Origin of the sequence: Haemophilus sp. HMSC71H05 (assembly GCF_001838635.1) — a bacterium.
Taxonomy (GTDB): domain Bacteria; phylum Pseudomonadota; class Gammaproteobacteria; order Enterobacterales; family Pasteurellaceae; genus Haemophilus_D; species Haemophilus_D parainfluenzae_R.
In genome coordinates this window covers 16,236-29,142 of sequence record NZ_KV838036.1, presented here as the reverse complement: position 1 = coordinate 29,142, position 12,907 = coordinate 16,236, and the positions used below count along the sequence as shown (strand labels likewise).

Annotated in this window: 10 protein-coding genes; 4 read left to right on the top strand and 6 right to left on the bottom strand. The window is 38.6% G+C overall.

The genetic code is table 11. The features are described from left to right. Positions 1-112: 112 nt before the first annotated feature. Positions 113-1,105, top strand: a complete 993-nt coding sequence (asnA, locus tag HMPREF3279_RS05910; RefSeq protein ID WP_070868391.1) for an aspartate--ammonia ligase — start codon at positions 113-115, stop codon at positions 1,103-1,105. Between the two features lie 63 nt (positions 1,106-1,168). Here asnA and HMPREF3279_RS05905 read toward each other — a convergent pair whose 3' ends face one another. The 4 genes from HMPREF3279_RS05905 to glpA form a co-directional block, all read right to left on the bottom strand. Next, positions 1,169-2,260: an ElyC/SanA/YdcF family protein gene (locus tag HMPREF3279_RS05905; RefSeq protein ID WP_070868389.1), complete on the bottom strand. Its 1,092-nt coding sequence runs from the start codon at positions 2,258-2,260 to the stop codon at positions 1,169-1,171. 70 nt (positions 2,261-2,330) lie between these two features. After that, on the bottom strand, positions 2,331-3,608 hold the full coding sequence (glpC, locus tag HMPREF3279_RS05900; protein ID WP_049385118.1) for an anaerobic glycerol-3-phosphate dehydrogenase subunit GlpC: 1,278 nt from the start codon (positions 3,606-3,608) through the stop codon (positions 2,331-2,333). A gap of 9 nt (positions 3,609-3,617) precedes the next feature. Continuing rightward, positions 3,618-4,907 (bottom strand): glycerol-3-phosphate dehydrogenase subunit GlpB, encoded by a 1,290-nt coding sequence (gene glpB / locus HMPREF3279_RS05895; protein WP_070868387.1) that lies wholly within the window; start codon positions 4,905-4,907, stop codon positions 3,618-3,620. Beyond that, on the bottom strand, positions 4,897-6,588 hold the full coding sequence (glpA, locus tag HMPREF3279_RS05890) for an anaerobic glycerol-3-phosphate dehydrogenase subunit A (protein ID WP_070868385.1): 1,692 nt from the start codon (positions 6,586-6,588) through the stop codon (positions 4,897-4,899). Before glpA ends, glpB begins: the two co-directional genes overlap by 11 nt. Positions 6,589-6,879: 291 nt before the next feature. On the opposite strand from glpA, the gene glpT reads away from it, so the two are divergent. The 3 genes from glpT (at position 6,880) to glpQ (ending at position 10,428) form a co-directional block, all read left to right on the top strand. Then, entirely contained in the window at positions 6,880-8,319 is a 1,440-nt protein-coding gene (gene glpT / locus HMPREF3279_RS05885) for a glycerol-3-phosphate transporter (protein WP_049365713.1), read from the top strand. A gap of 94 nt (positions 8,320-8,413) precedes the next feature. Beyond that, on the top strand, positions 8,414-9,325 hold the full coding sequence (locus tag HMPREF3279_RS05880) for a hypothetical protein (RefSeq protein WP_049367604.1): 912 nt from the start codon (positions 8,414-8,416) through the stop codon (positions 9,323-9,325). Positions 9,326-9,342: 17 nt separating this feature from the next. After that, positions 9,343-10,428, top strand: a complete 1,086-nt coding sequence (gene glpQ, locus HMPREF3279_RS05875; protein ID WP_049371947.1) for a glycerophosphodiester phosphodiesterase — start codon at positions 9,343-9,345, stop codon at positions 10,426-10,428. Positions 10,429-10,548: 120 nt separating this feature from the next. Here glpQ and HMPREF3279_RS05870 read toward each other — a convergent pair whose 3' ends face one another. Together HMPREF3279_RS05870 and HMPREF3279_RS05865 are read right to left on the bottom strand one after the other, a co-directional pair. Further along, complete coding sequence (locus HMPREF3279_RS05870) at positions 10,549-11,805, bottom strand: hypothetical protein (RefSeq protein WP_049367606.1); 1,257 nt, start codon at positions 11,803-11,805, stop codon at positions 10,549-10,551. 360 nt (positions 11,806-12,165) lie between these two features. Next, complete coding sequence (locus HMPREF3279_RS05865; protein WP_005646193.1) at positions 12,166-12,795, bottom strand: YkgB family protein; 630 nt, start codon at positions 12,793-12,795, stop codon at positions 12,166-12,168. Between the last annotated feature and the right edge of the window lie 112 nt (positions 12,796-12,907).

Sequence of the window (12,907 nt, the reverse complement as noted above, 5' to 3'; positions counted from 1 at the left end):
TGATAATATTCAACATTTAAAACAATGTAAAGAAATTACTTGAAATAATTTGTCATTTCATTGAATAATGCGCAACAAATCTTACCAGTTATTATAATAAAGAAGGATAAATATGAAAAAGACGTTTATTTTACAACAACAAGAAATTAGCTTTGTGAAGAACACCTTTACTCAAAACTTGATTGAACAACTTGGCATTATCGAAGTACAAGGTCCAATCCTTAGTGAAGTTGGTAACGGTATGCAAGATAACTTATCAGGCATTGAGAAAGCTGTTCAAGTAAACGTGAAATGTATTCCAAATGCGGTTTATGAAGTGGTTCACTCATTGGCTAAATGGAAACGTCATACTCTCGCACGTTTCCACTTCAAAGAAGGTGAAGGTTTATTTGTTCACATGAAAGCATTACGTCCAGACGAAGATTCATTGGATCAAACTCACTCTGTTTATGTGGATCAATGGGACTGGGAAAAAGTGATTCCTGAAGGTCATCGTAACTATGCCTATTTAAAAGAAACGGTACGTTCTATTTATCGCGCAATCCGTTTAACTGAATTAGCCGTAGAAGCGCGCTTTGATATCCCATCAAGCTTGCCAAAAGAAATTACTTTCGTACATAGTGAAGATTTAGTTAAACGATACCCAGATCTTTCAAGCAAAGAGCGCGAAAACGCCATTTGTAAAGAATATGGTGCCGTGTTCTTAGTCGGTATTGGTGGCAAATTATCAGACGGCAAACCACATGATGGCCGTGCACCAGACTACGATGACTGGACAACTGAATCAGAAAACGGCTACAAAGGTTTAAACGGCGATATTTTGGTGTGGAACGCTGAGTTAGGTAAAGCGTTTGAGCTTTCTTCAATGGGTATTCGTGTAGATGAATCTGCATTACGTTTACAAGTTGGTTTAACCGGTGATGAAGATCGCTTAAAAATGGATTGGCACCAAGATTTATTAAACGGAAAATTACCTCTCACCATCGGTGGTGGTATCGGTCAATCACGTATGGCAATGCTTTTACTTCACAAAAAACACATTGGTGAAGTGCAATCAAGCGTATGGCCAAAAGAAATGTTAGAACAATATCAACATATTCTTTAATCGAAAGAGAAAATAAAAAAGTGCGGTGAAATTTCACCGCACTTTTGTTTTTGGAAAGATTAATTAATCTTGCAATGGCCCGCTATTAAACATTGGCAATCCCATGGTTTTTAAGCTGTCACGATAAATACCCAGCAAGTCTTTCTCCGTAATTTTTTGTAACTGATCTAACGGTTTATCTAACGCAGCGACAGTTTCAATTACAAGGCCTTGTGGACCAGATTCTTGCGTCGCAATTTCAAATAATGCCTGTCCACGACGAACATGACTACCTGAGCTAATCAACACCGCATGTTTGATTTTGTGTTTTGCTAAAGAGTAACGAGAGAAAAGCGCATTTTCGACTGTTGAACGTGCATAGTTATCAGAATAAATACGGCTTGCATCAACGCCTTTCTCAATTAACCATTGCTTCATCAAATCCCCTTCCGTTTTATTGTTTTGCGGTACACCGCCTGTCACAATAATTAACACATCTGGATTTTGATTCGCAATTTCTAAGGTTTTTTCTAAACGTTGTACCAAAATATCATGCATGCTGCCATCTGGGTTTAAAGCGTAGCCCAATGTAATAATTGCAGATTGTGCAGGTAACTTGGTTTCCAGTTTATCTGTAATTGGTTGCTTAGCTGCTTTATCAATCACCGCAAAAACTTTCTCTAATTTGCTTGCACTTTCTGGGGAAAGTTGTTTTAAGCGTTCTAAATGTTTAGTGGTTTCCGCTTGATTGCCTTTAAAACGATTCCATGCGGCCAAGTAAGTATGAGCTTTCACATCATCTGGGGCCACATCAAGCACTTTTTGGTAAAGCTCAATAGCTTTATCTGTATTGCCGTTATAAATATTGGCATTCGCTGCGCCAAACAAAAAATCCACACGATAAGGCTCAAGCTTATACGCTTCTAATAAAAGATCCGCAATACGCTCCATATTGGAAGGAAGTTTCGCGGTAAAACCTGCATTTGAAACACGAGCGGGCGAGTTTTGGATTTTCACCGCTTGTTCAAGCAACTCATCCACAACCTGTCTTTGAGTAAGAAGTTGTTGATAATTTAATTGAGGCTCAAGCACTTTCACTTCTGCCGTGCTGGCGAAGCTGTTTACTGCAATAGATGAAAGCACAGCAAGTAAAGAAACCTTGAAGATTTTTTGCATAATTAATTCTCCATATTGGATTGAATAACAAAAAGAGCGGTCACTTTTTTATCAGTTTCCGCTCTTTTCACTAAGCTTGGTTCATCGACATACACAATAACGTCAATGGATGGATACAAGTCACGTTAGATGACATATCGATCTGCCATTTACAAGTTTGGCATTCAGAGATCACATAATCAAATCCGCCTGCATTGATGTTATCGAATAAGTTTTTACCGATAGATTGGGAAACCTCGTAGTTTTCTTCTTTGAAACCGTATGTCCCTGCGATACCACAACATTGTGATGGGAGCATCACCACTTCTAAACCTGGGATTTGTTTTAACACTTCCAAGGTGTAGGGTGCCCAACCTGCTTTATCCACGTGACATGCGGTGTGATAAGCCACTCGCAATTTCAATGGTTTAAGCGGTAAGGTTTTACCTTCTTTAAAGAGTTGATATAAGAATGGTGTCACCATGTGGATATGCGGACGAACTTTCGCATTATCGATACCTAAAATATGATGATATTCATCACGTAAATTTAAGGCACAACTTGATGCTTCACTGATCACATCCAAGCCATTTTCATCCACCATTTTGCCAATGTAATCGGTGTTAAATTGCGCAATTTTTTTCGCACGTTCAGGGAATTGGTTCACGCTCAATGGCAAGCCACAGCATTTTTCTTTTTCTAATAACACCACGCCAATATCCATGGCATTAAACACTTGGATAAATTCTTTACCCAACTGTGGATTATTGTAGTTCACATAACAACCGTGATAATACGCCACTTTACGCTCGAATTTTTGTTGGCTTTCCAACATTTTCTTCATATACCAGCTACGGAACGTACCAAAGGAATATTTTGGTAACGTACGATGACGGCTGATTTTTAATGCTTTTTCCAACACAAATTTTGTCGCTTTCAAGCCTGTAATCGTATTCACAATCGGAGCAAGCGGTGTATTAAGTGAACCCATAATATCGGTGTTACTTAAAATCGCATCACGTAATTTTTGCACTGCTGGTTTATGTTGTTGAGCAAGGTATTTGTTTCTTGCGCGAACGATAATGTCACCAATTTTTACATCAGACGGACACGCAATTTCACAACGTTTACAGTTAGTACAGTATTTCAATGCTTCATCATAAAGCTCGGCTGATTTTAAGCGTAAACGCTCACCATCTGGACCTGATTGTTTTGGACCCGGGTAGTTTGGATTTTGACGCGAAACCGGACACACTGCTGTACACGCTGTACATTTAATGCAGCTCTCAAAGCTTTCATCAAAGGCATGATGATGTTGTGGTGCATTAAGGGATTGTTTTGCATTATCAATTAATTGTTGAATGTTCATAACGCCTCCTTAATGTGTGTTGTGAAGAATTTCATCAGCAACAGCAAGTGCTGTTACCACGGCCACGCCAGAACCACAACCAAGCTCTAACGCATTGAAACCACCAATCACATTACCCACCGCATATAAATTCGTTAAAAATTGACCGTTCTTTTGTACTTGGCATTGCGCATTAATCGCTACGCCCGCAGATTGGTACGGTTGTGGATTTGAGAAACGGTGATCAGTCCAAGTAAAGCGATCCGTATCGTTAAAACCTTCCACACCGATGATGTCAGAATGGAATACGGGCTCGTAGATTTTATCGAATTCAGAGACTAGACCTTTACTGAAGAAGCTGCCTGACGCTAAGACGAAATGCTCAGCCGTGATTTCTTCCTCTTCGTGCAAACGCGTTTGAATTGCACGAACTTTGTTGCCATGAAAATGAGCTTTTAATGCGCTATCACCATTCATCATGAGTCCGCCTAATTTCTCAAAACGATGGCGTAATTGAATACGTTGACGCATACCTAATAAAGACGGTGGTAAAGTTGGCAATTCAAATAATGGCAAGCCAGTTGCTTTGCGAAGTGACTCCATAAACTCTTGATTTTCTAAACCGAAACAAGCTGGTAAGAAAATCGCTTCGGTACCTTTCGCTGCTTCTTTCATTTCAGCCACAAGATCATCAAATTTCAGTTTATATTCTAAAACTTGTGCAATGTTCACACTGCGGAACTCACGAGAGTTTGCACGTAACTGATCTAATTCTGGAATATTTAAAAAACCTGTTTTTACTTCACAATGTGCAAACTGTGGATTCAGCGTGAGGTTATCTGCCAATAATTCTGGTTGGAAATCGTGATAGCCTTCAATGCCTAAAACCGCAATTTTTTTATAAGGGAATGGGGTTTCGCCTTGCACGGTTGGCACGCTATTTGGTGAAAGCCATGCACCGCGTAAACTGCCTAAACCTGTTACGCGAAGATGATTTTCTGCGGTTGAACCAACTAAATCTAAATTTAACGACTCCGCTAATTTTTCGAAATCTTGCGCTTTCGCTAACACGCGTTCAGCACCCATGATGCTATAAGGGTGTTGTGGTAATTGAGCGGAAAGTGCGGTCAAATTTTCAGGAATATTTTTAACAAACGCACCATTTGGTAAACGGCTTAATAAATCTAATGAGCCGGATGCAAAATCAATCGCTGCTTGGCCGTTATTGATAATGACACAACGTTTGCCTTGTTCTTGTAGAGCGATGCCGCAAGTTAAACCTGCAAGGCCGCCACCAATAATCACTACATCAAAATTCATTGTTATCCGTCCCTTGCTGTTTGTCAGTTTCAAGCGGTTGAACATCGTTTAAGCCCAACACACTGCCATACATCCATGAAGTAAATTCTGCTTCACGAATCGCTTCACCCCATGCAATAGGCTCAATACCGCGCCAACGCTCTTCCATGAAAGCGGTTAATTGAGTGGTAGATTGGCGAGGTGTTGCCACTTCAAAACGGTTCATTAAGCCCGCCGCACGACATGCGCAAAGCTCAGCTTGGCAAGTACCCATACCTACACGAGTACGACGACGTAAATCCACTAAGTTATTGACGTTTAATTCATCAACGGCATAACGGACTTCACCCGCTGTCACGGCTTCACATTCGCACACCATTGAGCGATCGAGACGTTCTTTATCTAATAAACGAGTTGCTCGAGAACCATGACGATACACGGCTGAATAACGAATCGTACTTGGAAGTGAAATAACTTTTTGATTGGTTTCTGCGCGGCTTTCGGTTGAACCCGGCAATGGACGCTCAGCAGTCGTACAACGTGCTGTTTTGTTGAGTTTTTTACAAACAAGATCCGTTGCCCATTCAGCCATTAAGCGATAAGTCATTAATTTACCGCCAGTGATCGTGATAAAGCCGTCTAAACCATCACGCTCTGCGTGGTCAAGTAACACGATACCGCGACTTACATTACGACCTGATGGATCGTCATCTGACGCCACTAAAGGACGCACACCGGCATAAGCACGTAATACACGAGTATGACGCAAGCTTGGTGCAAGTTTTTCCCCCTCACGGAATAAGATATCCACTTCTTCCGGGGTGACTTCCATGTTATCAATTTGATCGTAAGGAATACGGCTAGAGGTTGTACCGATAACACAAATGGTATCCCCTGGCACAAGAATGTCCGCATCCGCCGGTTTACGGCAACGGTTAATCACCATTTTATTGATACGGTGACCCATGACAAGTAATGCACCTTTTGCTGGGAACATTTTAATTTTGAGATCCGCATATTCTGCGATACCTTGCCCCCAAATACCACCTGCATTGACGACTAATGGCGCAAAGAATTTACGGTTTACGCGATTTTTGTGATCGTAAACATCCACACCGATTACTTTGCCACCTTCGCGAATTAAGCTTTTCACTTCGCAATAAGTGAACATTTTCGCGCCATTTTCGGTGGCATCCATCACGTTAGAAGCCGTTAAACGGAAAGGATCAATTGAACCATCTGGTACAACAACGGCCCCCACTAAATCAGGGTTTACTGATGGTTCCATAATTTGGGCTAGTTTAGGATCAATGGCGACAGCTTCAATACCGGATTTAGTACAACTTTCGATGAAGGTTTTTTGATAATCAAGGGAATCTTCAGGTAAGGTAATAAATAAACCTTCTGTTTCATCCACACAGTGACGAGCGATATTGCGCAGAATTTTATTTTCTTTAATACATTCTTCTGCTGATTCTTGATCGTTTACGGCATAGCGCGCACCACTATGTAACAAACCATGATTACGGCCTGTTGCGCCTGTCGCAATATCACGACGCTCTAATAAAATACAGTTAATTCCACGCAATGCACAGTCACGAGCAATCCCTGCACCAGTCGCACCGCCACCAATGATAATCACATCCGTCGAGATAGGTGAAAAATCACCCACATCACGATACATATTAGGCGATAATCCCATTGTTACCCCCAAAGCCAAAATATTAATAAAAAGAAACGTAAAAACTATTACAAATTCCATGGCTATTGTATGGGAGAGCGGTTAAATTCACAACATTCTGAGCGAAAAAGAAAGCTATTTTGTGAGATAGATCACACAATTTTCGAATTCGCTCATTTGTTAAAAAATATTTTGTGAAATGCATCACATTTTTGAATTATTTCTCTTTTTAATTTCTATTTTTATTTTATCATGCACGCTATCCCCATCATGGGGGTGGACTCATAATTAAAATGATTTTGGAGAGAAATTATGTTTGGACCATTTAAACCCGCTCCGCACATTGCGGAACTTCCAGCGGAGAAAATTGATTCCACGTATAAACGCTTACGTTGGCAAGTGTTTGCAGGGATCTTCTTTGGTTATGCCGCTTACTATTTTGTACGTGCAAACTTTGACTTGGCACAACCTGGTTTAATTCAAGCCGGCTTGTACTCAAAAGCGGAATTAGGTGTTATCGGCTCAGCTGCCGGTCTTGCCTATGGTTTATCTAAGTTCGTAATGGCAGGTATGTCTGACCGTTCGAACCCTCGTGTATTCTTACCATTTGGTTTATTGCTTTCTGGTCTTTGTATGACCATGATGGGTTTATTCCCATGGGCAACTTCAGGCATTGCCATCATGTGGGTAATGATCTTCTTAAATGGTTGGTTCCAAGGTATGGGTTGGCCTCCATGTGGTCGTACAATGGTACACTGGTGGTCTAAATCAGAACGCGGTACTATCGTATCTATCTGGAATACCGCGCACAACATCGGTGGTATGATGCCGGGTGCAATGGTGCTATTAGCAAGTGCCGTCTTCTTCAGCACTCATGGTGTCGAAGCACAAGCAAAAGATATTTGGCAACAATCCCTCTACTATCCGGGTATTGCTGCAATGATCTGTGCAATTCCAGTTTACTTCGTGATGCGTGATACTCCACAATCTTGTGGTTTACCATCAATTGAAAAATGGCGTAATGACTACCCAGATGACTATAACGAAAAAACTTACGAAAACGATTTAAGCACAAAAGAAATCTTCGTCACTTATGTATTGAAAAACAAACTGTTATGGTACATCGCGATTGCTAACGTATTCGTATACTTAATCCGCTACGGCGTATTAAAATGGTCTCCGGTTTACTTAAGTGAAGTAAAACACTTCAACATCAAAGGTACCGCATGGGCTTACACAATCTATGAATTAGCAGCGGTTCCAGGTACATTATTATGTGGTTGGGTATCAGATAAAGTCTTCAAAGGTAAACGTGGTTTAACCGGTTTCATCTTCATGATCTTAACTACAGCAGCAGTTGTAGCATACTGGATGAACCCAGCTACACCAGAAGCAGAGCTTGCAAACTACTCTGCTTGGTATGAAAACCCATATCAATTAACTGACTTCATCTTAATGACCTTAATCGGCTTCTTAATCTACGGTCCTGTAATGTTAATCGGCTTACACGCTCTTGAGCTTGCACCGAAAAAAGCAGCAGGTACAGCAGCAGGTTTCACCGGTTTATTCGGTTACTTAGGTGGTACTGTTTCAGCATCAGCTGTTATCGGTTGGGCAGCACAACACTACGGCTGGGACGGCGGTTTCTACGTCATGATCGGTGGTGGTGTCTTAGCAGTGTTATTACTCTTCATCGTAATGGTTGAAGAAGGTAAACATAAAGCTAAATTAGGCGATACCTACGGTAAATAATCTATAAATTAAAGGCGACAGGCGAAGGCTTGCCGCCTTTTTTATTACAAAAAACAACTGAATCTTTAACCGCACTTTAAAAGGAGATAATGTGATGAAATTGAATAAATTAACCATTATGTTAGGCGCGGCAGTTATGGCAAATGCAGCATTCGCAAATCAAACTTGTGAAGCGCCCTATCGTTCAGCCCTCCCCGCTTATACTTATAAATTAGACAAAGTGCTTGAAGTCAATGGACGTCAAGGCATTACCACTGATGGCAAATATTTATATGTATCGGGCAGTAAAACACTCGCCAAATACGATATGGATGGAAAACTGATTAAAGAAAATAAAGATCCTTTTGTCGGCTATCAAAAAGAAGCTAATCACATTGGCGACATTGATATCTACAACAATGAACTTTATGTTTCCTCCGAATGGTTCGATGCCGGCGTAGGTAAAAATATTCAAATTGCGATTCACGATCCTGAAACCCTCGCATTAAAAAGATCAGTTGATTTTAATCCTGAGTCAGGTCAAGTCGAAGTTTCCGGCATCACCGTAGATACCGTTCACAATTCAGTTTGGATGGCATCTTGGGTTGGTGAGGAAAGTGGTCGTTATTTATATGAATATGATCTTTCAACAGGTAAATATAAACGTAAAGTGCATTTACAACCTGTTCCACAATGGATTCAAGGGGTTTATGCCTATAACGGTGATCTCTATGTCACATCTGATGATGGTACGGCAGATGAAAAAGAACCCGATCATATTTATCGTGTAGAAATTTCAGATAAAAATAATGAAGCTCGCGTTGTTTTAGAAAAAACATTGAATGACATTCGAGATGTCGGCGAAGTCGAAGGCTTGAATGTGAATCCGAAAACGAAACAACTGCTTGTCCATGCAAACCGAGGCAAACAAATTGTGTTAGGGATGCCAAAAGGATTTTATCCAGGATATGACCGTGAAATTAGTGAAATCTATTTTTACGACATGAAACCAAGATGTAATAAGTAAATCAAGGAGAACACACCATGAAACTCAAAACTTTAGCGCTTTCTTTATTAGCTGCAGGCGTACTTGCAGGATGTAGCGCACACTCTTCTGTGGACACTATGAAATCAGACAAAATTATCATTGCTCACCGTGGTGCAAGTGGTTACTTACCAGAGCATACACTTGAGTCTAAAGCGCTTGCATTCGCACAACATGCAGACTACTTAGAACAAGACTTAGCGATGACAAAAGACGGCCGTTTGGTGGTTATCCATGACCACTTCTTAGATGGTTTAACTGACGTGGCGCAAAAATTCCCAAATCGTCATCGTAAAGATGGTCGTTACTATGTAATTGACTTCACCTTAAAAGAAATTCAAAGTTTAAATATGACTGAAAACTTTGAAACTAAAGATGGTAAACAAGTTGCAGTATATCCAGGTCGTTTCCCACTTTGGAAATCACACTTCAAAATCCATACTTTTGAAGATGAGTTAGAATTCATCCAAGGTTTAGAAAAATCTACCGGTAAAAAAGTGGGTATCTACCCTGAAATCAAAGCACCTTGGTTCCACCACCAAAATGGCAAAGACATTGCAGTTGAAACCCTTAAAGTGTTGAAAAAATACGGTTACGACAAGAAATCAGACATGGTTTACTTACAAACCTTCGACTTCAATGAGTTAAAACGTATCAAAAACGAATTGCTCCCAAAAATGGGCATGGATTTAAAACTTGTTCAATTAGTAGCATACACCGATTGGCATGAAACTGAAGAAAAAGATGCGAAAGGCAAATGGGTGAACTACGATTACGATTGGATGTTCAAACCAGGTGCAATGGCTGAAGTGGTGAAATATGCTGATGGTGTTGGTCCAGGCTGGTACATGTTAGTAGATAAAGAAAAATCTAAACCAGGTAATATCGTGTACACCCCATTAGTGAAAGAACTCGCACAATACAAAGTGGAATTACACCCATACACCGTGCGTAAAGATGCATTACCTGAATTCTTCACTGACGTAAATCAAATGTACGATGCGTTATTGAATAAATCTGGTGCAACCGGTGTATTCACTGACTTCCCAGACACTGGCGTTGAGTTTTTGAAAAAACAAAAATAATTCGTAAGTAAAAGTAATAAAAAGAGCGGTCAAAATTCGTTGTGATTTTTGACCGCTCTTTTTAAAACAAGAAAGTAAAACTATTAGTTTTGCTAAAACTTTTGGATATAGATGCCAAAACTATACAGCGTTGAATAATCTTTTAAACTTAAACCAATTTCCTTCTTGCTCTTTATTTTTTTGTACTTCATTTTTTAATTCTAATTCAAGGATAATTCCTTTATTGATCTCTTCACAATCTTTAAGTGTATGAAGATTTAATAGATTTTTTTTACAATACGAAACATATTCAAATTTTTCAAAGGATAAAATATCTTTTGGAATATCAGGTGATAACTTTTCTGCCATAGCTTTAACCCAATCTTCAGATAGATTTTTATACCTTACTTCATTGTAAGACTTAGATTCTAAAACTCCATAAACCCTTATTTTACTTATGTCGTCTTTTTTGTATCCATTTATAAAATCTTTAACTTTCTTAATCTCATCGTCTTTAATATTATATGTCATGTCCTCAAAAACATTCTTAAATTCTTTGAAAATGCATTTTCTAGGGGAGGATATTCTAATGGATTTCATATTGTCATTGTTTATAGCCAATCTTATTCTTCTATTTTCCTCATTATCATTCCCAACTATCTCAATCAATGATTCCTGTCCGACAGACCATAATATATTTACATCATGAATTAATTTATTTTTATCAAGTATATTACAAGACGTTTTCAACGTTATACCTTCTTCCTCCGCAATTTTGCTTATAAATAAGAACTCATCATCTGCCAATCTTATGCTCGCATAATCCACTTTTATACTTAATCTTGAGAGAGTCTTATCTAAAAAAACATCAAAAACCCCATCAATAAAAAGTGGAAATAACAATAAAATACTAAAAAATAAAACTCCAACACCAGAGGAGATATCATCAATAAAAATAAAAAATAAATAAATTAAAAAATAATAAAAAATAAGTAAAAATAAAAGTTTATAATTAACACCAAATATTAAAAAACATAAATATAATACAATAGGAAAAAGAACAATTCCAAATACATACAAAGTCCATTCTCTCTTACCCAAGATCTTTTCATGTACAAAACAAAAAACCAAAAAAAAATGAAAATGCAAAAAACACAAATACAACAGCCCAAATCCCAATGAGATAAATATATAACTTAATGAATCCCCTACGCTCAGCTGTGATGGAATATAATTTATATAAAAGAAACAATATATAAATATTAAGACTGCACCAACTGCAACGCCTACACCAGAAAATATACTTAAAAATTTTTTATACTCAATTAACTTATCTAAGAATGTATTTTTGTTTTTCTTACCTAACAAACGATCCAATTGGTATTTATTCTTTGCCATAACGATTCCTTTATAATAAAGGCAATAACCATTCAGTTATTGCCTGTTAATTATAGCTAAACTTGCATTATAGCATTCCTAAAAATCTACATCCAAGTGCTATCTTCAGATCTATCTTCTAGATACTAGGATTTGCTCAGTACAGAATACATCCTCTAGGTTTGGTATCATTGCTGCAATATGACCATCAAGGTTCTAAATGGCTATCGATATATTGATCTACAATCAAGTTCTATGCTTAAAATGCTGTCAAATTTTCAATAGTTTTGAATTCTATCTATTTTTTTGTTATTAGTATGTATCTCTTAATAACAAAAAAGCTTGCCATTCATCTCAGCAAGCCCTTCTAAAATCTAACTATTACGCAAACTGCTTTTTATTCTCTAAATAGCGTTTTGCACATTCTGCTGCAGCAACTAAGCCACCTGCCATCATAATAATATCTTTAATCACGAGTCGGCCAGCACCAGAGAGATATGGGAAGCCATAATTAGGTGTTGGGAAGTCCCCACCTAAATTCGGCACCCAGGTTTCTGGCGTAAATATCAGGAACGACAGCGTGACTATCGACATACCAAACGTGAGTAAGCCTCCAAATAGTCCGAGTGTCGGAGACCAAATGCCTGCTAATACTAAAATACCAATTGTCACAATGATTGCGCCAATAATATAAGAAGCGGTATAGGTGCCGTTGGCTTTATGCCATTCGATATTTTTTGCGACCATTTTGCCTTCAGGGTTTTTATATAAGGTATATTCTTTCACTAAAACACCCTTATCATTTGTCACTTCATTTGCGCCGTTTTTGTAAAGGAAGCTTAAGAAAGGACTATTTGACACAAAGTGTGCAATACCATCTGCCTCATATTGGCAAACTTTTAAACCTCCAATCCAAACCATCACAACACAAATCGCAATGCGGATAAAGTTAATAAATTGACGTTGCAATGGCGCAACGATATTAGCTAGCAATGTAACTAAACTACTCATTAAGAACTCCTCATATAGTTCAATGGATATTACGGACATAATGCCCAAGAATTTTTATATAAAGTATTTATATAAATCATTAACAATATTACTCTCTAATATTGTTGGCATT